At 69.5% G+C, this 23,317-nt stretch carries 21 protein-coding genes; 12 read left to right on the top strand and 9 right to left on the bottom strand.

Annotated features, from left to right (window positions below):
* Nucleotide 1: 1 nt before the first annotated feature.
* From ACQPYZ_RS27975 to ACQPYZ_RS27960, 4 genes are all read left to right on the top strand, one after another.
* Nucleotides 2-280 (top strand): LuxR C-terminal-related transcriptional regulator, encoded by a 279-nt coding sequence (locus tag ACQPYZ_RS27975; RefSeq protein ID WP_433161305.1) that lies wholly within the window; start codon nt 2-4, stop codon nt 278-280.
* Nucleotides 281-314: 34 nt separating this feature from the next.
* Entirely contained in the window at nt 315-1,226 is a 912-nt protein-coding gene (gene mshB, locus ACQPYZ_RS27970) for an N-acetyl-1-D-myo-inositol-2-amino-2-deoxy-alpha-D-glucopyranoside deacetylase (RefSeq protein WP_433161303.1), read from the top strand.
* 17 nt (nt 1,227-1,243) lie between these two features.
* Nucleotides 1,244-1,768 (top strand): flavin reductase family protein, encoded by a 525-nt coding sequence (locus ACQPYZ_RS27965; protein ID WP_433161301.1) that lies wholly within the window; start codon nt 1,244-1,246, stop codon nt 1,766-1,768.
* A 127-nt stretch (nt 1,769-1,895) separates the two neighbouring features.
* A complete protein-coding gene (locus ACQPYZ_RS27960; RefSeq protein WP_433161299.1) occupies nt 1,896-3,665 on the top strand; it encodes a VanW family protein in 1,770 nt (589 codons plus the stop codon).
* On the opposite strand, the gene ACQPYZ_RS27955 is transcribed toward ACQPYZ_RS27960, so the two are convergent.
* Nucleotides 3,662-4,096, bottom strand: coding sequence for a type II toxin-antitoxin system PemK/MazF family toxin (locus ACQPYZ_RS27955; protein ID WP_433161297.1), 435 nt, complete (start codon nt 4,094-4,096; stop codon nt 3,662-3,664). The genes ACQPYZ_RS27960 and ACQPYZ_RS27955 overlap by 4 nt on opposite strands.
* A gap of 11 nt (nt 4,097-4,107) precedes the next feature.
* Complete coding sequence (locus ACQPYZ_RS27950; RefSeq protein ID WP_433161295.1) at nt 4,108-5,034, bottom strand: GNAT family N-acetyltransferase; 927 nt, start codon at nt 5,032-5,034, stop codon at nt 4,108-4,110.
* A 115-nt stretch (nt 5,035-5,149) separates the two neighbouring features.
* On the opposite strand from ACQPYZ_RS27950, the gene fdxA reads away from it, so the two are divergent.
* Nucleotides 5,150-5,476, top strand: a complete 327-nt coding sequence (fdxA, locus tag ACQPYZ_RS27945; protein WP_131285641.1) for a ferredoxin — start codon at nt 5,150-5,152, stop codon at nt 5,474-5,476.
* Between the two features lie 49 nt (nt 5,477-5,525).
* Here fdxA and ACQPYZ_RS27940 read toward each other — a convergent pair whose 3' ends face one another.
* Nucleotides 5,526-6,503: a hypothetical protein gene (locus ACQPYZ_RS27940; protein ID WP_433161293.1), complete on the bottom strand. Its 978-nt coding sequence runs from the start codon at nt 6,501-6,503 to the stop codon at nt 5,526-5,528.
* A 90-nt stretch (nt 6,504-6,593) separates the two neighbouring features.
* Nucleotides 6,594-7,532, bottom strand: a complete 939-nt coding sequence (dapD, locus tag ACQPYZ_RS27935; RefSeq protein ID WP_433161291.1) for a 2,3,4,5-tetrahydropyridine-2,6-dicarboxylate N-succinyltransferase — start codon at nt 7,530-7,532, stop codon at nt 6,594-6,596.
* 54 nt (nt 7,533-7,586) lie between these two features.
* On the opposite strand from dapD, the gene ACQPYZ_RS27930 reads away from it, so the two are divergent.
* The 3 genes from ACQPYZ_RS27930 to ACQPYZ_RS27920 all read left to right on the top strand — a co-directional run bounded on the left by ACQPYZ_RS27930 (nt 7,587) and on the right by ACQPYZ_RS27920 (nt 13,367).
* Complete coding sequence (locus ACQPYZ_RS27930) at nt 7,587-8,450, top strand: phosphotransferase (RefSeq protein ID WP_433161289.1); 864 nt, start codon at nt 7,587-7,589, stop codon at nt 8,448-8,450.
* Nucleotides 8,447-11,557, top strand: coding sequence for a GH92 family glycosyl hydrolase (locus ACQPYZ_RS27925; protein WP_433161287.1), 3,111 nt, complete (start codon nt 8,447-8,449; stop codon nt 11,555-11,557). Before ACQPYZ_RS27930 ends, ACQPYZ_RS27925 begins: the two co-directional genes overlap by 4 nt.
* Nucleotides 11,558-11,669: 112 nt before the next feature.
* Nucleotides 11,670-13,367: a DUF222 domain-containing protein gene (locus tag ACQPYZ_RS27920; RefSeq protein ID WP_433161285.1), complete on the top strand. Its 1,698-nt coding sequence runs from the start codon at nt 11,670-11,672 to the stop codon at nt 13,365-13,367.
* A 16-nt stretch (nt 13,368-13,383) separates the two neighbouring features.
* Here ACQPYZ_RS27920 and ACQPYZ_RS27915 read toward each other — a convergent pair whose 3' ends face one another.
* The 4 genes from ACQPYZ_RS27915 to ACQPYZ_RS27900 all read right to left on the bottom strand — a co-directional run bounded on the left by ACQPYZ_RS27915 (nt 13,384) and on the right by ACQPYZ_RS27900 (nt 17,163).
* Entirely contained in the window at nt 13,384-14,346 is a 963-nt protein-coding gene (locus ACQPYZ_RS27915; protein ID WP_433161283.1) for a phosphotransferase enzyme family protein, read from the bottom strand.
* Between the two features lie 157 nt (nt 14,347-14,503).
* On the bottom strand, nt 14,504-15,502 hold the full coding sequence (locus ACQPYZ_RS27910) for a LacI family DNA-binding transcriptional regulator (RefSeq protein ID WP_433161281.1): 999 nt from the start codon (nt 15,500-15,502) through the stop codon (nt 14,504-14,506).
* Between the two features lie 69 nt (nt 15,503-15,571).
* Nucleotides 15,572-16,528 carry a ribokinase gene (locus ACQPYZ_RS27905; protein WP_433161280.1) on the bottom strand — a complete coding sequence of 319 codons (957 nt, stop codon included), beginning with the start codon at nt 16,526-16,528 and terminating at the stop codon, nt 15,572-15,574.
* Nucleotides 16,525-17,163: a KpsF/GutQ family sugar-phosphate isomerase gene (locus ACQPYZ_RS27900; RefSeq protein WP_433161278.1), complete on the bottom strand. Its 639-nt coding sequence runs from the start codon at nt 17,161-17,163 to the stop codon at nt 16,525-16,527. Before ACQPYZ_RS27900 ends, ACQPYZ_RS27905 begins: the two co-directional genes overlap by 4 nt.
* A gap of 248 nt (nt 17,164-17,411) precedes the next feature.
* Here ACQPYZ_RS27900 and ACQPYZ_RS27895 point away from each other — a divergent pair, with 248 nt between their 5' ends.
* The 4 genes from ACQPYZ_RS27895 to ACQPYZ_RS27880 all read left to right on the top strand — a co-directional run bounded on the left by ACQPYZ_RS27895 (nt 17,412) and on the right by ACQPYZ_RS27880 (nt 22,593).
* On the top strand, nt 17,412-18,791 hold the full coding sequence (locus ACQPYZ_RS27895; RefSeq protein WP_433161277.1) for an ABC transporter substrate-binding protein: 1,380 nt from the start codon (nt 17,412-17,414) through the stop codon (nt 18,789-18,791).
* Nucleotides 18,792-18,859: 68 nt separating this feature from the next.
* The gene (locus tag ACQPYZ_RS27890) at nt 18,860-19,747 is read left to right on the top strand and encodes a carbohydrate ABC transporter permease (protein WP_433161276.1); all 888 of its coding nucleotides are present in this window, start codon (nt 18,860-18,862) and stop codon (nt 19,745-19,747) included.
* Nucleotides 19,737-20,540, top strand: a complete 804-nt coding sequence (locus ACQPYZ_RS27885) for a carbohydrate ABC transporter permease (protein ID WP_433161274.1) — start codon at nt 19,737-19,739, stop codon at nt 20,538-20,540. Before ACQPYZ_RS27890 ends, ACQPYZ_RS27885 begins: the two co-directional genes overlap by 11 nt.
* Nucleotides 20,541-20,550: 10 nt before the next feature.
* The gene (locus ACQPYZ_RS27880; RefSeq protein ID WP_433161272.1) at nt 20,551-22,593 is read left to right on the top strand and encodes a DUF4185 domain-containing protein; all 2,043 of its coding nucleotides are present in this window, start codon (nt 20,551-20,553) and stop codon (nt 22,591-22,593) included.
* On the opposite strand, the gene ACQPYZ_RS27875 is transcribed toward ACQPYZ_RS27880, so the two are convergent.
* The gene (locus ACQPYZ_RS27875) at nt 22,590-23,264 is read right to left on the bottom strand and encodes a maleylpyruvate isomerase family mycothiol-dependent enzyme (RefSeq protein ID WP_433161270.1); all 675 of its coding nucleotides are present in this window, start codon (nt 23,262-23,264) and stop codon (nt 22,590-22,592) included. The two genes, ACQPYZ_RS27880 and ACQPYZ_RS27875, sit on opposite strands and share 4 nt — an antisense overlap.
* Nucleotides 23,265-23,317 lie beyond the last annotated feature (53 nt).

Genomic DNA, 23,317 nt, shown 5'->3' with positions numbered 1-23,317 from the left:
GATGCCGGTCCAGCACATCGTCCAGGCGGATCCGGAGATCGTCTGCGAGGTCTACGAGCTGGGCGCGCACCGGCGGACGCCGGCCGCGGTCAAGGAGCTGACCAGCCGCCAGGTCGCGATCGGGCGGATGATGTCCACCGGGGCCAAGGACGCCGCGATCGCCCGCGAGCTCGGGCTGTCGCTGCGGACGGTCCGGGCCGAGATCAGCGCGCTGATCGCCGGGCTCGGCGCGAAGTCCCGGTTCCAGGCCGGCTGCCTGCTCGTCCGCCGCTTCGGCTGAGGAGACTGTCCCCGGGCCGACGTAGGCTTTCGGCATGAGCGAGCTTCCTGACCGCCGGCTGCTGCTGGTGCACGCCCACCCCGACGACGAGACCATCAACAACGGCGTGACGATGGCGCGCTACGTGTCCGAGGGCGCCGCCGTCACCCTGATCACCTGCACGCTCGGCGAGGAGGGTGAGGTGCTCGTGCCCGAGCTCGCCCACCTGGCCGCCGACCAGACCGACCAGCTCGGCGAGCACCGCATCGGCGAGCTCGCGGCCGCGATGGCCGAGCTCGGCGTCACCGACCACCGCTTCCTCGGCGCCCCGGGGAAGTACCGCGACACCGGGATGATCTACAACGACGAGGGCAACGCCGACGTCCCGCCGGACACCCGCAAGGACAGCTTCTGGCAGGCCGACCTGCTCGAGGCGGCGAACGACCTGGTCCCGGTGATCCGCGAGACCCGTCCGCAGGTCCTGGTGACCTACGACCAGTACGGCAACTACGGCCACCCCGACCACATCCAGGCGCACCGGGTCGCGACGTACGCGGCCGCCCTCGCCGCCGCGCCGTCGTACCGCGAGGACCTGGGGGAGGCGTGGGACATCCCGAAGATCTACTGGATGGCGATGGCCGAGTCCTCGCTGCGGGACAGCCTGCGCAGGCTGCGCGAGTCCGGTGACACGACGACGTTCGAGGGGATGGACCCGGAGGGCCCGCTGGGCCCGTTCGTCACCCCGGACCGGTTCATCGACTGCGTGATCGAGGCCGAGGGCTTCATCGACCGCAAGATGAACGCGATGAAGGCGCACGCGACCCAGATCACCGTCGACGGCCCGTTCTTCGCGCTGTCGAACAACAACGGCAACGAGATCTGGGGCTCGGAGGCCTACCGGCTGGTGAAGGGCACCGCCGCGCCCGGACCGGACGGCCTGGAGCACGACCTGTTCGCCGGTCTGTGAGGGCATAGGCTGCTGGGGTGTCGTCCTCGGAGCCCAGTGGGAGCGTCGCGCCCGCGGAGTTCCGCGCGGCGCTGGGGCGGTTCGCGTCCGGGATCACGATCATGAGCACGCTCCAGGACGGCGTCGCGCACGCGATGACCGCGAACGCGTTCACCTCGGTGTCGCTCGACCCGCCGCTGGTGCTCGTCTGCGTCGACAAGGGCGTCCGGATGCACGCCGCCGTCCTCGAGTGCGGGTACTGGGCGGTGTCGGTGCTCGCCGGCGAGCAGCAACCATTGGCGGACCGGTTCGCCCGCTCCGGGCGGGACCTCTACAGCCAGTTCGACGGCGTCGGTACGACGCCCGGGCCGAAGACGGGCTGCCCGGTCGTCGAGGGCGCGCTGTCCTGGCTGGAGTGCCGGACCTGGGCGACGTACGACGGCGGCGACCACACGATCGTGGTCGGGGAGGTGCTGAGTCTTGGCGTACCGGAATCGGACGGTCACGGGGCGCTGATCTACTACCTGGGCGGTTACCGAGAGCTACCGGACGACCGCGGCTGACGGGTCGGAGCGGGGCAGCGCGGGGCAGGGTCAGCGGTCGGAGTGGGCCGGCTCGTCCCGTAGTATGTGCCCTTGTGCCCCGGTGCGGGCGCGGCCTGTGTACACGGCTCGAGGAGGACTTCGTCCGGTGGGGAGAAAGCAACTCGCGGGGATCATCGCCGCCGCGGGGCTTGGCGTGCTCGTGGTGGGGTACGGGGCGGCGTTCGCGTTCGCCGGCGACAAGATTCCCGGCGACACCACCGTGCTCGGGATCCCGGTCGGCGGGTTGTCCGAGGAGGACGCGAAGGCGAAGCTCCAGACGGGACTGAAGGACCGCCTGGCCCAGCCGATCACGCTGAAGGCGGGCGAGGCGACGTACACCGTGGACCCGGCCGAGGCCGGACTCAGCCTGGACGTGGACGCGACCGTCGACGCCGCCGGCCCGGGCCGCAGCCTGGCCCCGGCCCGGATCTGGCAGGCCCTCACCGGCGGTGAGCCGGTCGAGCCCGTGATCACGAAGGACGACGCGAAACTGCAGGCGGCCGTCGCCAAGCTGGCGAAGCAGGTGAACCGGCCGGCAACCGACGGCACGATCACGTTCAAGGACGCCGAGCCGGTCAAGCACGCGGCGGCCGACGGACTGGAGCTGGACACCGCGAAGGCGAGCAGCATCCTGCTCGCGGCGTACCCGGCCGACCAGACGCCGGACGAGCTCGCGGTCAGCGTGACCAAGCCGCAGGCCGACGCCGAGGCGATCCAGCAGGCGATGACCGAGTTCGCCGAGCCGGCCATGTCCGGGCCGATCCGGCTGACGGTGGGGTCGAAGTCGGTCGAGCTCACGCCCAAGGAGCTGTCGCCGGGGCTGGCGGTGACGGTCAAGGACGGCAAGATCACGCCGTCGCTGAGCGCGAAGGTGCTCGAGCCGCTGTTCCAGGAGCGGTTCAAGGCGCTGGAGACGCTGCCGAAGGACGCCACCGTGCAGATCGTCGGCGCCGGCCCGAAGGTGATCCCGGCCGTCGACGGCCTGGTGGTGGACCGGACCAAGGTGGGCGCGGCCATCCTGAGCGCGCTGCCGAAGCCGATCGGCGAGCGGCGGGCGGCCGTCGGTCTGGCGCCCACCAAGGCGAAGGTGACCACCGAGGCCGTGCAGGCGCTCGGGATCAAGGAAGTGATGGGGCAGTTCACCACCCAGTTCCCGCACGCGTCGTACCGCAACGTCAACATCGGGACGGCGGCCCGCAAGATCAACGGCACGCTGCTGAAGCCGGGTGAGACGTTCAGCCTGAACAAGATCGTCGGTGAGCGGACCAAGGAGAACGGGTTCACCGAGGGCACGATCATCAGCGGCGGCAAGTTCAAGGAGGACCTCGGCGGAGGGGTGTCGCAGTCGGCGACCACGACCTTCAACGCCGCCTTCTTCGCCGGGCTGAAGGACGTCGAGCACAAGGCGCACAGCGTCTACATCCCGCGGTACCCGATCGGCCGCGAAGCGACCGTGGCCTGGCCGTCGGTGGACCTGAAGTTCCTGAACGACTCCGGCAAGGGCGTCCTGGTGCAGACGATCTTCAAGGCGTCCACGCCGGGCAGCCAGGGCAGCATCACGGTGAAGATCTGGGGCACCAAGGTCTGGGACGTCACCGCCGGGCAGTCGGGCAAGTCCAACGGCCGCGCGCCGAAGGTGGTCTACAACACCGAGCCGAACTGCCAGCCGCAGGCGCCGACCGCCGGGTTCGACATCACCATCTACCGGTACTTCGCGCAGAACGGCGTCCGGAAGAAGACCGAGTCGTTCGTCACCAAGTACAACGCGGCCGACGACATCCGGTGCGGTCCCAAGCCCGGGACGACGCCGCCTCCGGTGACCAACACCCCGCCGGGGATGGGCAAGCCGTCCACCACCACCCGCCCGCCGGGTTAGCCCTTCAGCTTGTGCAGCTCGGCGGCGACCTGGTCGAACAGGTCCTCGCCGATCACCGCGCCCTCCCGCCGTACCTGGCCGGGGTCGATCCGGAGCACCCGGTCCAGCCGGACCTCGCTCGCGCGGCCGCCCCGGTCCCAGGCGCCGCTGCCGATGTCCAGCCAGACCCGGCCCCAGCGGGCCTCGTCGGCGGCGTCGCGGTCGTGGTCCTTGCTGGTCAGGATGAGCGCCAGCAGCCACGGGCCGTCCGATCCGACCACCAGCACCGGCCGATCCTTGCCCCGGTGGTGATCCTCCTCGAACGGCACCCAGGTCCAGACGATCTCGCCCGGGTCCGCCACCCCGTCGTCCGGGTGCGGCGTGTACTCGACGTGCACCGTCCCCTCGAAGTCCCCCGCGTACTCCGGCCGCTCCGCCACGTGGTCTGCCATGGAACCAGAGCTTAGGCCCTGGTCAGGTAGCGGTACCGGTATGCGGACCGGTAGCCCAGGTTGCGGTACGTGGTCACGGCGGCTGTGTTCTCCTCCAGGACCTCGAGATACGTCCGCCGGCCGCCCAGCGGCCCCGCCCAGCGCGCCAGGCCCTGCAGGAGCGCCGTCCCGAGCCCGCGGCGACGGTACGACGGGTCGACCCGGATCGCGTCCGCCCCGAGCCAGTGCCCGGTCATCGACCCCCGTCCGACGGCCACCGCCCGCCCGTCCAGCGTGATCGAGGCGAACACGGCCTTCGGCGCACCCTCCATCACGGTCGGGGCGGGCTCGGGCACCGGCCCGTCGAAAGCGGCCGCGTACCAGTCCGGACCGGGGTGCTCCTCGATCAGTACGTCGTACGCCGGGGAAGCGTTCACGTGGTCGAGCGTGGTGTGCATGACGAGGACGTCGGACTGGCCGGGCCGGGCGTCGATCCACCCGCAGGCACGGAATCCGGCCTCCTCGGGGCTGCCGAGCCGGACCAGGGCGAGCGGCGGCAGACCGCGTTCGTCGTAGAAGGCCTCGGCGTGCTTCAGCGCCTCGGCCACCGGCATCCCGGGGTCGCCGGCGGGCAGCAGCGAGTTCCCGCGGCCGGTCCAGCCGGACGATGCCCGGAGCAACCACTGGCCGACGTACGACGTCTCGACGGCCGGCCGGCCGAGCGCGGTGGTGAGGAACAGCTGTTCCACGTCGACCGGCCGCAGCGGCATCTCCGGGATCGTCTTCGCCGCCGTCACGTCACCGGCCCGGACCTCGTGCAGACCGCTGTCCGCGTGCCGGACGACCAGGCTGTCGGGGCTCCAGGACTGCAGAACGCCGATGACGTCGGTCAGCCCGCCGGGTATCCGGTGCCGGACGACGACACGGTGGCCGATATCACGGACACTCAGGCCTGACACGATGCGGACTCCTGGCAGAGTGGGCGAAGTACTACCGTGATACTAGATACCAGCATCACAGCATCGCAGCACCCCTAGACCAGCGCTGCGCTTGCCTGCCATAGGAGGAGTAGCAGTGACCTACGTCATCGCGCAGCCGTGTGTTGACCTGAAGGACCTCGCCTGTGTCGAGGAATGCCCCGTCGACTGCATCTACGAGGGCAACCGGATGCTGTACATCCACCCGGACGAGTGCGTCGACTGCGGAGCGTGCGAGCCGGTGTGCCCGGTCGAGGCGATCTACTACGAGGACGACACGCCGGAGCAGTGGAAGGACTACTACACCGCGAACGTCGACTTCTTCAACGACCTGGGGTCGCCCGGCGGCGCCTCGAAGATGGGCAAGATCGACAAGGACCACCCGTTCATCGCCGCACTCCCGCCGCAGGAACACGACGAGTAGTCGTCTGGTGACTCCCTGACAGATGGCGCGCAGCGGTCGGGCGCGCCATCTACTGTTCCTGGACGTCGACGTGGACGTGGTCCAGGTGGCGGAGGATGGTGGGATCGCCGGAGCGGGCGGGCGGGGTGTAGTCGCGCCAGCCGCTGTCGGAGCGTCGGCCGGCGGTCCAGATCTTGTCGCTGAAGATCACCGTGCGGATGTTCAGCAGTTTCGCCCGGGCGACCAGGTACTGCGCCATCGCCCAGCCCCTGGTGGTGTTGGCGGCCGAGACCGGCCGGACGAACACGTCCACCGCCCGGCCCTCGTAGTGCGCCGAGCCCTCCATGTGCCCCGACCGGATCCCGCCCGCCTGGTAGCCACCGGTCGACAGCTTCCCGAAGGTCTCCAGCAGATCCCGCCGGACGGCGTCCGCCCGCGGCGTCAGCCCGTTCCGGCCCATCGTCTGCGCCTCCACCGCCTCCGGGTCGACCGTGCAGCTGAACACCGCCTTCGACTGCCCGGTCAGCGCGGACGCCAGGATCCGCGCGTCGGCCTCGTGATCGGCATAAGCGTTCGGGAACGCGCTGCGCTGGACCCGGTCGGCCGCGACCGTCACCGCGAGCTTCTGGTAGTTCCTGACCTTCACGAGCGCGTCGTAGAACTTCCCGGCCGCGTAGTGCGGGTCGCGCACCTGCGCCGCCGTACCCCAGCCCATCGACGGCCGCTGCTGGAACAGCCCGAGCGAGTCCCGGTCGCCGTGCGCGAGGTTCCGCAGGCCGGACTCCTGGTACGCCGTCGCGAGCGCGATCGTCGCCGCCCGCGCCGGCAGGCCCCGCCGCACGGCCACGCCGGCGATGATCGCGGCCGACTCGGCCTGCTCCAGGTCCAGGACGACGGTCGCGCCGTTGGCCGTGGCCTCGCACTGCTCCTTCGGCGGCAGGATCGTCGGGAAGTCCTGGTCGCCGACCCACGAGATCGCCACACCCACGGCGAGCGCGAGCGCACCCAGCGCACCCACGGCGACGACGGCGCCTCGCTTTATCGGCATACCGCTCCCAACGTTCGGGGGCGGGGTCGGGGTTCCTGGCCTACGATCACGAAGCGATAGACGTGCTGAACCCCCGGTTGGTTGGCAGCGTCAGGCGTTCGCGTGCAGGGCCTCGTTCAGGGCGATGCCCTCGCCCGTCCGTGGGCGGGCCTCGACCGCGCCGGTGACCGAGTTGCGGAGGTACAGCAGGCCGGGCTGACCGGACAGGTCGCGCGCCTTGACCACGCTGCCGTCCGGGAGGGTGACCTTGGTGCCGGCGGTGACGTACAGACCCGCCTCGACCACGCAGTCGTCGCCGAGCGAGATCCCGGTGCCGCCGTTCGCGCCCAGCAGGCAGCGCTTGCCGATCGAGATGACCTGCTTGCCGCCGCCGGACAGCGTGCCCATGATCGACGCGCCGGCGCCGATGTCGCTGCCGTCGTCGACCACGACACCGGCCACGATCCGGCCCTCGACCATCGACGTACCGAGGGTGCCGGCGTTGAAGTTCACGAAGCCCTCGTGCATCACCGTCGTCCCGGCGGCCAGGTGCGCACCGAGCCGGACCCGGTCGGCGTCGGCGATCCGGACGCCGCTCGGTACGACGTAGTCCGTCATCCGCGGGAACTTGTCGACGCTCGTCACGGTCAGGTACTTGCCTTCGGCCCGCGCCCGCAGCCGGACCTGCTCGACCTCCTCGACCGGGACCGGGCCGAGCGACGTCCACGCGTTGTTCGGCAGGGCGGCGAAGATGCCGTCCAGGTTCACGCCGTGCGGGCGGACGAGCCGGTGCGAGAGCAGGTGGAGCCGGAGGTACGCGTCGGCGGTGCCCGCCGGGGCCTGGTCCAGGGCGATCTCGGCCGCGACGACCTCACGCCGTACCTGCCGCACCTCGTCGTTCCCCTCGGCGGCGATCAGCTCGGCCGGCGCCTTCGCGTCCGCCGGCTGGGTGCCGAGCTCGGGCGCGGGGTACCAGACGTCGAGCATGGTCCCGTCGGTGGTCACGGTGGCGAGGCCGAAGCCCCAGGCATGCGTCGCGTTCTCGCTCATGCCCCCACCCTAATTCGGGCGGCGGGTGGCGGCTCGGCGTGGTCTACTTTCTGGATGCTTCCTGCGTGGCTCACGAAGGTGTCGGAACCGGTGCTGCGGGCGACGCGGGCACCATCGGTGGACGCGCTGCAGGGGGAGCTGCTGCGGCGGTGGGGCTCCTCGGAGGTCTGGCGGCTGTCGTACGGTCTGAACAGCGTGATCGGCAAGCGCGGTACGGACTCGCAGTCCGGGGAGGCCGAGAGCTACCAGAAGTACGTGATCCCACTGGGGCTGCCGGCGCCTGAGCTCATCCACAGCAGCGACGGGGTGCTGGTGCTGGAAGACGTCGGGCGGGCGACGCTGGAGCAGGAGCCGGCCGCGGAGGGGTTCCTGGCGGCGGCCGAGCTGCTGGCCGGCATCCGCAGCCGGCGGGTCGACGGACCGAGCGGATTCCCGCCCGAGCACGTCGAGGAGATCGCGGACAGGATCGGCCGGATCTCGTTCGACCTGACCCCGCTGACCGAGGCGCTGGCGGCGCTCGACCGGGACGCCCCGCTCGCCGTCGTCCACGGAGACTTCGTCCCGAAGAACCTCGTCACCGACGGCACCCGCTGGACCGCCGTCGACTGGCCGCTGACCTACCTGGCGCCGCACCTCGCCGACCTCTACACCCTGGTCCGCGATGCCGTTGCCCTCGGCCACGATCGCGGCCCGATCGTCGCCCGGTACGTCGACGTGGCCGCCGCGGACCCGTTCCTCGTCGACCGTCAGCTCCTGGTCGGCGGCGCCTGCTTCTGCCTGCGGGCCCTCGCCTTCGTGATCGCCGAAGGCTTCCGCATCATCCCGGAGTCCAAGGACTGGATCGACCCCTTGCTGTCCGAGCTCGAGGACCTCGTCGAGCAGCTCGGACGGCACCGTTTCGTAGCATTGCGCCCGTGATCATCGAGACAGGTGGCGGTCCGGCCGGTGGGCGGACGAGCCCGAGCGGCGTCGGCTTCAGCAGCGTCAACGCGACCCGGTACGCCGGCACGACCGGCGGACGCCAGGAGGCCGAGTTGCGGACGCCGGATCTCCTGGTCCGCCCGGGCGACCGGCTGCGGTACAAGATCTACCCGGAGCTCGACGTGCAGCTCGGCTACGAGGCGACGTACGCCGCCGTCGACCTCGTCTTCACCGACGGCAGCCGGCTGTCCGGGCTCGGCGTGGTGGACCAGTACGGGATGCCGTTCGACGCCGCCGGGCAGGGTACGGCGAAGATCCTCTACGCCGACCAGTGGAACGACGTCCAGGTCGACCTGACGCCGGCCGCCGGACGGACGGTCGCGCAGGTACTTCTGGTCGTGGACGCGCCCGGCGACGGAGCAGAGTACCAGGGCTGGCTCGACGACCTCGAGATCGGGCCGGCGCCCGCGCGACCCGACGGCTCCGACCTCGCGGCGTATGTGGACATCCGGCGCGGCACGAACGCCAGCCACGACTTCTCCCGCGGCAACACGCTGCCGATCACCGCATGGCCGAACGGCTTCAACTTCCTCACTCCGGTGACGGACGCGTCGACCCACCGCTGGCCGTACGAGTACCACCGGGCCAACAACGCCGACAACCGCCCGGAGCTCCAGGGCCTGAGCTTCTCGCACCAGCCGAGCCCGTGGATGGGCGACCGCGACCAGTTGTCGATCATGCCGGTGATCGCCGCCGAGCCGCTCGGCGACCCGGACGCGCGGGCCGCCGCCTTCAGCCACGACGACGAGATCGCGCGTCCGGACGTCTACTCGGTCACCCTGGCGAACGGCGTACGCGCCGAGCTCGCACCGACCGACCACGGCGCGATCTTCCGCTTCACCTTCCCGGCGGACTCGGCCGGACGGCACCTGGTCTTCGACACCATCGACGAGCACGGCGCGTTCGCGTACGACGGGACCGCGCTGACCGGCTGGGTCGAGAACGGGTCCGAGTTCGGCCGGACCCGGATGTACTGCTACGGCGTCTTCTCCGTTGCGCCCGATGGTTTCGGCCCGACGGTCGGCGGTCGGGACAACGCCCGCGCGGCGACGTTTCCGGCGGTCGACGAGGTGACGTTGCGGATCGCGACGTCGTTCATCGGTGTCGACCAGGCCCGGCACAACCTCGACCTCGAGCTCGCCGGCCGGTCCTTCGGCGACATCCGGCAGGCCGCCAACGCCGCCTGGAACGAGCGCTTGCAGGTGATCCGTCCCGAGGGCGCGACCGAGCCGCAGCTGCGCACGGTCTACGGCAACCTCTACCGCCTCAACCTCTATCCGAACTCCCATTTCGAGAACGCCGGCAGCCACGAGCGGCCCGACTACCGGTACGCGAGCCCGGTTACGCCGGTCGCGGGTGCGGCAACCAATTCCGAGACCAATGCGGTCGTGCGCGCGGGCAAGATGTACGTCAACAGCGGGTTCTGGGACACCTACCGGACCGCGTGGCCGGCATACGCGTTCCTCTATCCGGAGCTGGCCGGCGAGCTGGTCGACGGTTTCGTCCAGCAGTACCGCGACGGTGGCTGGATCGCCCGGTGGTCGTCGCCTGGGTACGCCGACTGCATGACCGGGACGAGCTCCGACGTCGCCTTCGCCGACGCCTACCTTCGCGGCGTACCCCTGCCGGATCCGCTGGCGACGTACGACGCCGGCCTGAGGAACGCGACTGTCGCGCCGGCGAACACCGAGGTGGGCCGCAAGGGGGTGACGACCGGGTTCTTCACCGGGTACGTCAGCACGGACACCGAGGAGAGCGTGTCGTGGGCGCTCGAGGCGTATCTGAACGACTTCGGTCTCGCGATGATGGCCGAGCGGCTGGCGGACGACCCGTCCGTGGCCGAGGAGCGGCGTACGCGGTTGCGCGAGGAAGCGACGTACCTGCGCCGGAGGTGCCTCAACTACGTGCTCCTCTTCGACCCGGCCGTCAACTTCTTCCAGGGTCGTCGCCCGGACGGACGGTTCGCCAAGACGCCGGCGGAGTTCGACCCGTGTGAGTGGGGCGGCGACTTCACCGAGACCTGCGGCTGGAACTTCGCCTTCCACGTCGCCCACGACGGCCGCGGGCTGGCCAACCTGTACGGCGGTCCGCGCGGGCTGGAGGCGAAGCTCGACGAGTTCTTCGCGACGCCGGAGCTCGCGGTGAAGAAGGGCACCTACTCGATCGTCATCCACGAGATGCTCGAGGCGCAGGCCGTCCGGATGGGGCAGTTCGGCTTCAGCAACCAGCCGGCGCACCACATCGCGTACATGTACAACTACGCCGGAACGCCGTACAAGACGCAGGCGATCGTCCGCGAGGCCCTGCAGCGGCTGTACGTCGGCGAGCAGATCGGGCAGGGGTATCCGGGCGACGAGGACAACGGGGAGATGTCCGCGTGGTACCTGTTCAGTGCCCTGGGCATCTACCCGCTCCGGGTGGGCGCGCCGGAGTACGCTCTCGGGGCGCCGCTGTTCCCCCGAGTCGTGGTGACTCCGCTGGGCGGTTCGTCTGTGGTGATCTCGGCCGCCGATGCTGAGCACCCTTATGTCCAGGACGTTCTGGTCGATGGCAAGCAGTTGCTGGTGGCATCGATCGGCTCCGACGAGCTACGCGCGGCCGCGCACATCGAGTTCGTCCTCGGGCCGGAGCCGTCCGATTGGGCGACCCTCGAGACTCCGCCGTCGCTGACTGTGGACGACGCCGTGGCGACGCCGTTGGTCGACCTGATCCCGCGCCAGGACCACCCGCTCTTCGACGACGACTCCAGCACGGAGGCGCGCCTCGACGACGCTGTCCTCACCTGGTCCCTGCCCGAGCCTGCGACCGCCACCATCTACACCTTGACGAACGGCGCGTCGCCGGACGACGACCCCACCGCTTGGCGCCTGGAAGGTTCACTCGACGGCACCACCTGGACCACCCTCGACGAACGCACCAACGAAACCTTCCCCTGGCGCCGCCAAACCCGCCCCTTCACCATCCCCACCCCGTCCCAACACCGGCACTACCGCCTGACCTTCACCTCCGTCCCCACCCTGACGCAGGTGGAACTCCTGCGGTAACGCCTACACCCAAACTAGGCGTGGATCGGTGTGACGTTTGCCCTTGTGGACAAGGGATTTCGTGATTTTGAGCGTTTGGTGAACCGGCTGCGTCTCAGCTAGAATCGAATGCATGTTCGAGAACGATCTCGCGTCACTGTCGACGGCCGACCTCCTGGAGTCGGCCGCCGCGCATCGCGCCGAGGTCAACCGCCTCGAGGCCCGGCTCCTCGAACACGCCCAGATCTACGCCGACCGCTACCACCCCGACGCCTGCCGGAACCGTCCCGGCCGTCGGTCCGGCGACGGCCGCGAACGAGCCGTCGTACTCGGCGGTGACGGCTGCCCTGAGATCGCCGAATTCGCGCCGGCCGAGTTCGGCGTCATGATCGGCATCTCGGCGGGCGCGGCCGCGGACTACATCGGTCAGGCCCTGGCGCTGCGGCACCGCCTCCCGTTCACCTGGGCCCGCGTCCAGGCCGGCGAAGCCACGCCGTGGAAGGCCCGCAAGATCGCGACCGCCTGCCTCGAGCTGTCGCAGGACGCCGCCAAGGCCGTGGACCAACGCGTCGCGAAGGTGGTCGACTCGCTCACGCCCGGCCGGCTCGACAAGATCGTGGAAGCCGCCAAGGCGCACGCCGATCCCGCCGGCGCCCGCGCGAAGGCCGAGGAGAAGCGACGCGAACGTGGTGTGTACGTCGGCCGCTCCGACGAACACGGCACCAAGAAGATCTTCATCCGTACGGCGTCCGGCCACGCGATCCGATTCAACGCCCGGATCACCAGCATCGCGGAAGCACTGAAGATCCTCGGCGACACCGCCTCCCTGCAGAGCCGACGAGCAGACGCCATCGGCATCATCGCCGACCCCCGCTACACCGAGGAACTCCTCCACCAAGCCAACCAGTTGCAGACCAGCACCCCACCGCCCGCCGACCGGGCTGCAGACGCGAACACGCACGATGACATAGACGTGCCGCGATCGAGCGCGACCCGTCCGCCACACGTCGCTGCCACACGCCGGCCCGCGGAACAAGGCGCCTACCAGGACGACGACCATCTCCTGCGTGACTGGGAAGAACCAAGCCCGTACGACGAAGCCGACCGCGACCCACCCCATCCCAGCGACGCCGACTGGCGCGACCCCTTCGACTCGCCGACCCCGGAGGCGGCCGAGCCATTCGACCCTGCCCTGCAACCCGCGCCCGACGACGGCGAACCCCTGGAAGGCTCCGCACGCCGCGCCCTGGACGCCCGCCTCGCCCAGATCCGGCACGACGCCCACACCGATCCCCACCACGGCGTGCACACCTGCCCGCACGCTGCCTCTCGCACCACCCGCCCTCTGCGCCCTGGGCAGACCGAAATCTACGTACACCTCACCGACCACACCCTCGCCACCGGCACCGGCGTCCTCCGCGCCGAGGATCTCGGCCCCCTCCTCGCCAACCAGCTCACCGAGCTCGTCGGCCACGCCCCCTACACCGTGAAGCCCGTCATCGACCTCCACGACGCCGTCAGCGTCGACGCCTACGAGATCCCCGACCGCATCCGCGAACGCGTCAAGCTCACCCACCCCGTCGAACTCTTCCCCTACGGCACCCGCGAAACCCATGCAGCCATGGACCTCGACCACATCGAGCCCTACGACCCCCTCGGCCCGCCGGACCAAACCAGCACTACCAACCTCGCACCCCTACGCCGCTTCCCCCACCGCCTGAAAACCCACGGCCACTGGCAAGTACGCCGCCTCAACCACACCACCCTGGAATGGCAAACCCCCCACGGCTTCACCTTCCACATAGACCCCACCGGAACCCACCGCCGCTGACGAAAGCGGAGCGAACTCACACGGCGTCTGCCCAGCCGGCTGGGTCATCACCGGCTGGGATAACTCTGATGCCGCGCCACAGCACGAGCGCTTGGAGCCATCGGCGCTCGAGGCAGGTGAGAGAGCGCACTGACTCGTATCCCTCGAGAAAGGTGTCGCGGACGCTTGCCGGTGTCGGTTGCCAGTCAGTGAAATGTGTGCCGAGCAAGACGAATGTGTTCGCGAGGTCGCTGATGCAGTAGTCCCACGCGACCTCGTCGAAGTCGATGACGGCAAGGATCTCCGACCCGGCCGTGAGGATGTTGGAGGCGCGGTAGTCGTTGTGGATCAGCTGCGGCTCGGTGTCGACCGGCGGCAGCGACCCCACGTGGTCGCGCAGTCTCGCTGACGCGGCCGGCGCCCTGCCTACATCCTTCAGGTCCAACCACGTCTCAATCCGCTGGCGCAAGTCCAAGGACTGGCCGGGTTCGGGCTCGATCAGCCGACTGTCTCCTTGCATGCTCAAGACGCCGTGCAACGAAGCCAGGCAAGCACCGGCCTGACGGACCGCAGTCTCATCAGTCGTGTCCAGCAGATCGCCAGCTATCAGCGGCTGCACCGTCATCGACAGCGGCAAGGAACCGGAATCAACAATCACCCGGTACCGGCTGTCGACCGACGACAGGGGCGGCGCCACCGGCAACCCGTGCTCGTGCAGCGCCCGGATCAAGTCCGCGATCGCGGCGAGCCTGAGGAACTGGCCCCGGGATCGAGACCACTTCGCCACCAAGGGTCCCCGGCTGGTGCGGACCCAGGCGATGGCGTTGTCGCTGCTGATGAGGATCCGGTCGCAGGCCTCCACCTCGACGGCCCAAGCCTGAGTTAGACACTTGGTGAGCCAGGTGACCGCTTCATCGAAGCTGTCAAGGCCGAACCGACCCCGCAGGGCACTCTGAGGCTCGGTCGGTTCCCACAGCATCGACAGTCCCGACGGAAACATCTTGCGGAGTCTACGACCATAAGAACGCCCTCGGACAACTGTCGGGAAACGACGCAGGTTTCAGGCCGTCGGCGTCGCGCCCCTGCCGCCGCGGAGGACCGAACTGCAGTCGGCGCCATCGAGTAGGCCGCCGCGCCGGCGCCTCTTGTGTACGCGTCTAGCGTTTAGGGGCTGAGGTGGCTCGGATGTGGAGTTCGGTGCGGAGGGTGACGGTGGAGGGTGGGCGGCCGGGGGAGGCGATGCGGTCTTTGAGGAGGAGGCCGGCGGTGCGGCCGAGCTCGTACGTCGGCTGGGCCACGGTCGTCAGGCTGGGTACGACGAGGTCCGCCCACGGGATGTCGTCGAAGCCGACGACCGCGATGTCCGCCGGCGCCCGGACGCCCTTCTTCGCCAGGCATTCCAGCGCGCCGACCGTCATCAGGTTGTTGGTGACGAACAGCGCCTCGGGCGGCTCCGGCAACTCGAGCAGGCTCTCCATCGCCGCGTACCCGCCGGCTTCGCGGAAGTCGGCGTGCCGGACGAGCTCCTTGTCGTAGCGGATCCCACCGGCCCGCAGCGCCGACCGGTAACCCGCCAGCCGATCCATCGCCGTGCTGACCTTCCGGGGCCCGGTGATACACCCGATCCGCTGATACCCACCGTCGATCAGGTGCTTCACCCCCTCGTGTGCCCCGTGCTCGTTGTCGACCAGCACGGTGTCCGCCTCGACCCCGTCGACGCGCCGGTCGATCAGCACCATCGGCAACTTCGCGTCCGCGAGTTGCTGGACGCCGTCCGCCGTACTCGTGGGGGAGATGACCACGCCGGCCATCTGCTCGGTCAGTACGGCGGACGCGTACGCCGCCTCCTTGGCCGGGTCCTCGTCGGAGTTGCAGAGGACCACGTGGTAGCCCTCGGTCTGGGCGACGTCCTCCAGCCCGCGGACGAGCGAGGTGAAGAACGGGTTCTCGATGTCGGAGATGACAACGGCCCACAGGTTCGTGCTGGATTTGCGAAGGTTTCTGGCCACGCCGTTCGGCCGGTAGCCGAGCTCGGCGACCGCGGCACGGACCTTCTCCGACAGCTCCGGATCCACGTTCCGCCGGCCGCTGAGCACTCGCGAGACGGTGGCCGGAGACACACCGGATCTCCGCGCGACGTCGTAGATCGTCGTCATGCCCGCTCCCCGCTGGAGTCCAGTAGTCCGTCTGGATCGCACTCTAACTCCGATCCGGGGAAAAGGATCTCACGGCGACGGTGAGCCCACGCTGGAGACTGCCCCGTCGAGCAGGGCGAGGGCGGTGGCCCGGTCGGGCGCTGAGTCGGCCGCGCCGTTCACCGTCGTCGACAACGCACCGGCCGCGTTGGCCAGGCGGACGGCGTCCACGAGCGGCGCGCCCGCTGCCAGTGACGCGGCGAGCGACCCGCAGAAGGCGTCACCGGCACCCACTGTGTCCACGGTCGCCACTTGATGCGGCTCGACCCAGACTTCCGCGCCGGAGCGGTCGACGACGAACGCGCCCCGCGACCCGAGCGTCACCACGCACCCGCGCAGCTCCCACTCGTCGGCGAGCTTCCGCGCGATCACCGGCACCTGCGTCTCGTCGTCGCAGTCCAGGCCGGTCAGCGCCGCCGCCTCGACCTCGTTCGGGACCAGGATGTCGACGAAGCGCGCCAGGGCAGGGTCGACCGGCCCGACCGGAGCCGGTGTGAGGATCGTGGTGACCCCCGCGGCCGAGGCGAGCTGGAGGGCAGCTCGGCTCGCCTCGACCGGGAGTTCCAGTTGCACGCTGAGCACCCGGCTGCGCGTGAGTACGTCGGCCGCGGCCTCGACGTCGGCGGGCGTGATCGCCCCGTTCGCGCGGGACACGATGATGATCGAGTTGCCGCCGTCCGGGAGCACGAGGGGCAGCCCGACGCCGGTGCCGAGCGACGGGTGCCGGACCACCCACGACGTGTCGACCCCGTCGGTCTCCAGGAGCTCGAGGAACTCCTCGCCATACCGGTCCTCGCCGATCGTGCCGACGATCGCCGTCCGCGCACCCATCCGCGCGGCCGCGATCGCCTGGTTGACGCCCTTGCCGCCGAGGAACTCCGCGAACCCGGTGCCGTGCAACGTCTCACCCGGCAGCGGCCGCCGTTCCGCGGTCGCCACCAGGTCCTTCATGAACGAGCCGAGCACGCACACGTCGTACGCGCTCATGCCTCATCCCCCAGCAGCCGCCGGCCGAGGGCACCGGACGGGTGGAACCGGGCGAAGTCGTGATGACTGAAGTCCCGCAGTACGACGAGGGCGCAGGCGAGCGCGTCACCCATCGCCAGCGAGGCCGTGGTCGACGCGGTCGGCGCGAGGTTCAGCGGATCCGCCTCCCGCAGCACCATCGTGTCCAGCGTGTACGTCGCCAGCCGGGCCAGCGTCGAGTCCTCGTTGCCCGTCATCGCGATCACCGGGATCTCGCGCTCACGCAACATCCTCGCGAACGCGCACACCTCGGCCGTCTCGCCGGAGGCCGACAAGGCCAGGACGAGATCGCGGGACGTTACCGCGCCGGAGTCGCCGTGCAGCGCGTCGCCGGAATGGATGAAGGTGGCCGGCGTCCCGGTGCTGGCGAGGGTGGCGGCGATCTTGCGGCCGACGAGGCCGGACTTGCCGAGGCCGGTCACCACCAGGTGACCCTCGCAGCCGGCGACCGCGATCAGCACGTCCAGGAAGACCCCGTCCAGCCGGTCCGCCAGCGCCGACACGGCCGCGGCCTCGGTCTCGATCGCGTTCCGCGCCGCCTGCAGCCCCAACGCGACCAGCTCCCGGGGCGCCTCGACACCGCCACGATTCGGCACAACTGGCATCCCAGAGCCCTCTCATCTCAGAAATCGATTTCCGCAGACTAGGCAGCCGGGTCGCACAGTGTCAACGTCTGCACCCAGGTCGAAACCCGTGCCTAGGCGAGGGAATCCGCCGGGTTTGATCACATCGAGACCGGCTCGCCCCTTGACCGGTCAGGTCGGCGCTCGTAGATTGCGAGAAATCGATTGCCCCGAAAACGGTTCAAACACGGTCGGCCGTTCGACACCCCCTGGAGCACCTGATGGCCGCAACACCCCTGCTTCCCAGCCACCGAAGCCTCGCCACGCCGGTCAGCCGGCGGTCGATCCTGCGCGGCGGGCTCGGCGCCCTCGCCGCCTCGGCGGTCGGCGGTCCGCTGCTGACCGCCTGTGGTGGTGACGAGTCCGGCGGCAACGCCAAGGAGATGTCGTTCTGGAACTTCTACGGCCCGTCCGACGACCAGGGACCGCAGAGCAAGTGGTTCATCTCGCTCGTCGACGAGTGGAACAAGAACAACGACGTCAAGGTCAAGCTGCGCTACATCCCGGGCAAGGACTACCTGAACGGCACCACCCTGCAGACCGCGTTCCAGTCGGGGCAGGGCCCGGACATCTTCCTGATCAGCCCCGGTGACTTCCTCCGCTACTACAACGGCGGCGTCCTGCAGGACCTCGGCCCGGCGCTGTCGGAGGAGTCCAAGAAGGACTACCTGCCCGGCCTGCTCGAGGCGCGCAGCGTGGACGGCAAGGTGTACGGCCTGCCGATGGAGATCGAGCCGCTGGCGATGTACTACAGCGAGGCCGCGTTCGAGAAGGCCGGCCTGTCCGAGGCCGACCTGCCCAAGACCTGGGACCAGACCCTCGCGGTCGCCGAGAAACTGACCGGCAAGGATCGGTACGGCGTGATGTTCGAGACGCTGCCCGGCTACTACCAGAACTTCACCTGGTACCCGTTCCTCTGGCAGGGCGACGGTACGCCGATCAAGGACGGCAAGGTCGCGTTCGACTCGCCGGCCGCCGTCCAGGCGCTGAAGTTCTGGCAGGACACCATCCAGAACAAGGTGGCTCCGCGCAAGGCGCTCGGCGACGGCGGCGGCGACGTGCCGTCCAACCTCGGCTCCGGTGCGACCGCGATGCAGCAGAGCGGGATCTGGGCGGTCGCGGACATGCGGACCCAGAAGAAGAACTTCAAGTACGGCATCATTCCGCACCCGACGCCGGACGGCGGCAAGCCGGCCACCGACCTCGGCGGCTGGGCCTTCGTCGCCAACGCCAAGGGCAAGAACCCCGAGGCCGCGGCGAAGTTCATCGCGTGGGCGCTCGGCTCGACCGATGCCGCCGGTGTCGAACGCCAGCGGCAGTGGAACACCGTGGTGAAGACCAACGTGCCGCCACGCAAGTCGGTGCAGGCGGCCGCGGATGCGAAGGGCGCGTTCGGCGAAGGTGTGCTGAAGCAGTTCGTCAGCGAGATCGCGCCGACCGGGAAGCCGGAGCCGCGGTTCCCACCCGAGGTGTACCAGCCGATCGCCGACGCCATCCAGGCCTGCCAGCTGAACGCGGCCGATCCCGGCAAGGCGGCGGCTGACGCGGCCGCCCGGATCGACACGTTCCTGAAGACCTACCAGGGTGCGCCGATCAGCTGATGGTGACCACGACAGCCCCTCCGTCCAAGCCCCTGGTGAAGGCTTCGTCGCGACGGCCGAAGGCCGGCATGACCCGGAAACGGCGCGAGGCCCTGGCGGCGTACGCCTTCCTCGCGCCGGACAGCATCGGTCTGCTGATCTTCGTCGCGCTGCCGATGGTGCTCGCCTTCGGGGTCGCGTTCTTCAAGGTCGACGGCTTCGGCAACTACCAGTACGTCGGTCTGGACAACTACAAACTGATGGCCGGCGACGACCAGCTCTGGGCGTCGCTCAAGGTCACCGCGACGTACGTCGTCACGTTCGTGCCGATCGCGTTCGTGGTGAGCTTCGCGCTGGCGATGCTGGTCCGCCACCACTTCCGCGGGATCGGCTGGGTCCGGTCGGCGTTCTTCCTGCCGCACGTGGTCAGCCTGGTCGTGGTCGGCCTGATCTGGCAGTTCCTGCTGGTCGACAAGCGCGGCGCGCTCTCCAAGCTGCTGGCGCCGTTCGGGCTGAGCGACGTGTCCTTCCTCGGTACGCCGTCGCTTGCCCTCGGCACCTATGTGGTGATCAGCGTCTGGTTCGTGATGGGGTACCAGATGCTGGTGCTGCTGGCGGGCCTGAAGGACGTCCCGAAGGAGCTCGAGGACGCCGCCGAGATCGATGGCGCGAGCACCTGGCAGCGGTTCCGGTTCGTGATCTGGCCGCTGATGCGTCCGACCAGCTTCTTCGTGGTGGTGAACTCGACGATCGGCGCGGTCACCGGCCTGCAGGCCTTCGACCTGGTCTTCGTGCTCACCAAGGGCGGTCCGGCCCGCGCGACCAGCACCGTCGTCCTCTACATCTACGAACAGGCCTTCACCTTCAACAACATGGGGTACGCCGCCGCGCTGACGACCGTGGTGGTCGCCATCCTGGTGGCCTGTACCGGCCTGATGTTCGCGTTCACGAAGGGAGGCCGGTTCGATGAGGACTAGAGGGTTCTTCCTCCCGGCCCTGGCCCACGTCCTGGCGATCCTCGCGGTCGCGCCGCTGCTGTGGATCGTGATCAGCGCGCTGAAACCGGTCGAGGACGTGTTCAACTTCGGCTGGCCGACGCGCTGGACGCTGGACAACCTGCAGTACGTGCTGTTCAAGATCCCGATGCCGACGTTCCTGATGAACAGCGCGATCGTGTCGGTCGTGGTCACCGTGGTGGCGCTGTTCTTCCACTCGATGGCGGCGTACGCGCTGGCCCGGCTGCGGTTCCCGGGCCGCGGGATCATCTTCTCCGGCATCATGTCGACGCTGCTGGTCTCACTGCCGGTGATCCTGGTGCCGTTGTTCCTGGTCGCCAAGCAACTCGGCCTGCTGGACAGCTACGCCGGCCTGATCGTGCCGAGCATCTTCCACGCGTTCGGCGTCTTCCTGCTCCGCCAGTACTACCTGAACATCCCGCGTGAGCTGGAGGAGGCCGCCGATCTGGACGGCTGCGGCTACTGGCGCCGGTACTGGAGCGTCATCCTGCCGCTCAGCCGGCCGGTGCTCGCCTCGCTGTCGGTGCTGTTCTTCCTGGCCAACTGGAACGCGTTCCTCTGGCCGCTGACCATCACCCGCAACCCGGACCTGCGCGTCATCCAGCTCGGCGTCTCCGGCATGCAGGGGCAGTACGCCTCGGCGTGGAACCTCATCCTCGCGGCCGCCGTGATCGCGGCCATCCCGACCGTCGTGGTGTTCGTCGCCGGCCAGCGCCGGCTCGTCGACGCGATGAAGACCACCGGTCTCAAGTAAGGGACAAGTCATGAAACGTGGGGCGTTGCTTGCTGTCCTGCCGCTGGTCTTCGGATCCGCGGCGCTGCTCACCACCTCCGACCAGCCGGCGGTCTCGCCGGCGGTTGCGCCCAGCACCTACGTCGGCACCGCCGCGGTCGAGTCCAAGGGCATGCCGAGCCAGAGCGACGGCGACCTGTGGCCGTCGTGCTGGGCCGGCAACGACAAGCTGTACGCCGCCAACGGCGACGGCAAGGGGTTCAGCCTGGACGAGGAGTTCGCCGACATCGCGGTGAACGAGATCACCGGTACGCCGGGGAACCTGTCCGGGTCGACGATCGCGAAGGGCGACCAGGTCGGGTCGATCTGGAGCGGCGGTGGGTACAACCGCAAACCCACCGGCATGGTGTGCGTCGGGGACACGATGTACCTGGCGGTCCAGGACCTGGCGCTCGACTTCAACGACGTACCGGCGGCGACGATCCTGAAGTCGACCGACCACGGCCGGACCTGGACGTGGGACAAGCGCAAGCCGATGTTCTCCGACCACGTGTTCACCACGATCTGGTTCGCCGACTTCGGTAAGGGCGGCGCGCTCGCACCCGACGGGTACGTGTATGCGTACGGGCTGGACGGGAACTGGCGGGACTCGTTCGACGACACCGTGGCCGATCCGCAGAGCGTGTTCCTGGCCCGGGTGCCGAAGAAGAAGGTGCAGGACCGCGGCGCGTGGAAGTTCTACACCGGGTCCGGGTGGTCGGCGAAGATCGCGGATCGCAAGCCGGTGCTGACCGACCAGCGGCGGCTGTACGCCCAGACGTACGGCACGAACGCGTCGAACCTGAGCGTGATCAGCCAGGGCGGCGTCACCTACCTGGCGCAGCAGAAGCGATATGTCTACACGTCCTGGACGGAGTACACCTTCGAGTTCTACGAGTCGCCGACGCCGTGGGGTCCGTGGAAGCACTTCCTCAGCAAGGACTTCGGCGGGTATCCGTGGACGACCTCGAAGTACGGCGGGTACGGCGTGACCATCCCGTCCAAGTTCGTCCAGCCGGACGGCAAGACCATGTATCTGCAGGCGAACGTCTGTCCGTGCGGTGGTGGCGGGATCGGTACCTCGGTCTACAACTTCAACCTGCGCAAGCTCGTGCTGACACCGTCCGACCCGGGTGCGGCCGACAACCTGCCGGGTGACGCCAACCTGGCCGCGCCCTCGACCGGCGCGGTGGCGATCTCCAAGTCGACCCAGTCGGGCAGCCTCGCGCTGATGAACGACGGTGCCGTGACGGGCAGCGAAACCGACTTCGACGACGAGGTCAAGGGTGCGTCGTGGTGGGGCTACACCTGGCCGGGCAAGCACAAGGTCAACCGGGTCGAGTTCACGTCCGGGGCGGTGTCGGCCGAGGGCGGGTACTTCACCGGCCGGCCGCGGGTCCAGGTGAGGGTCGACGGGGCGTGGGTCGAGGTCGCGGCGCAGACGGTTTCACCGGCGTACCCGGGTGACGCGTCAGCGGGCGCGAACAAGACGTACACGATCACGTTCCCGGTCCAGGAGACCGACGGCGTCCGGGTGATCGGCCTGCCGGGCGGCACCCGCAGCTACACCTCGGTCTCCGAGCTGGCAGTCCGGTACGTCGCCCAGCTCGCCGACGGCGGCTTCGAAGGCACGGGTGGCGGCAAACCGGCCTGGCTCTTCGAGGGTACGGCGGCCAACGGGGTGGACCGTGGACTCGGGTTCGCGCACTCCGGTGCGAACAACGGCTGGATCCGCTGCACCTGCACGGGCTGGAGCGCGCTCTACCAAACCGTGCCGGTCAACCCGGGAACGACGTACACGTTCGGCGCCTGGGTGAACGCGTCCGCCGGCCTGCCCGCCGGTGAGGGTCGCTTCGGGGTCCGCCAAGGCACGAAGGACCTGGCGTCCAAGACCTTCGGCGCGGCCGACGGCTACGTCCATCACGAGGTGACGGTCACCGTTCCTGCCGGTGTGCACGAGCTGACGGTCTACGCGGGCTTCAACGCGCCGAACGTCGACACCTGGATCCAGGTCGACGACTTCACGGTCAGCTAGGGCCAGGGGAGCAGCTCCGGGGCCGGTCCGTTCACCGGTCCCGGAGCGCGTCGGCCGGCGTACCAGGCGGTGAGGTCGGTCAGGGTGCCGGTCAGGACGGTGCGCTCGCCGGTGCCGTTCTCCCAGCTGGTGCCGTCGTCGGCCTGGAGGACCAGGTGGATGCCTTCGGGAGTGCGGTCGCGGAGGAAGTCGAGGAGGTGGAGGCAGAACTCCTTGGGCCAGACCGTCGCCGTCGGCTCCAGGACCAGGTCGACGGCGTGGACGGCGAGCTCCCGCCAGCAGGCGTAGATGCCGACGGCAAGAGTGCTGTCCCGGTGCGTGATCGGGCGGTCCCAGTCGTCCGCACCGACCTTCTCCCAGGCGGCGATCAGCGCGCCGGTCGACTGACGCAGGTGGCTGACGAGCTCGGGCGCGGGACGGCCCGCCCCGGCCTCGATGGCGGCGTCGCGAGCCGGGCGACCGCCGTCGTACACCTCGACCAGGCGGCCGGCGAGCGCCTCCTCGACCTGCCGCGTCATCGCCTCGGAGAAGTTCGCGAGGTGGGTGATGACGTGCCCGCGCGACCACCCGGGCAGGGCGGACGGCGCCCGTACGGCGGTGTCGTCGACCGTCGCGACCGTGTCGTTGACGCGTTGGGCAGCTGCTGTGACCTCGGGCCGGATGTCGCGCATGGGCGCACCCTAGCGAAGCAAGTGTTTGTCGGTCGCGCGGATTAGGGTTGGCC

The sequence above is a fragment of the Kribbella sp. CA-247076 genome, assembly GCF_050942445.1.
In the GTDB taxonomy this organism is placed as follows: domain Bacteria; phylum Actinomycetota; class Actinomycetes; order Propionibacteriales; family Kribbellaceae; genus Kribbella.
Note: the sequence above shows the minus strand (reverse complement) of the source record. Positions and strands in the feature narration are given on the sequence as shown.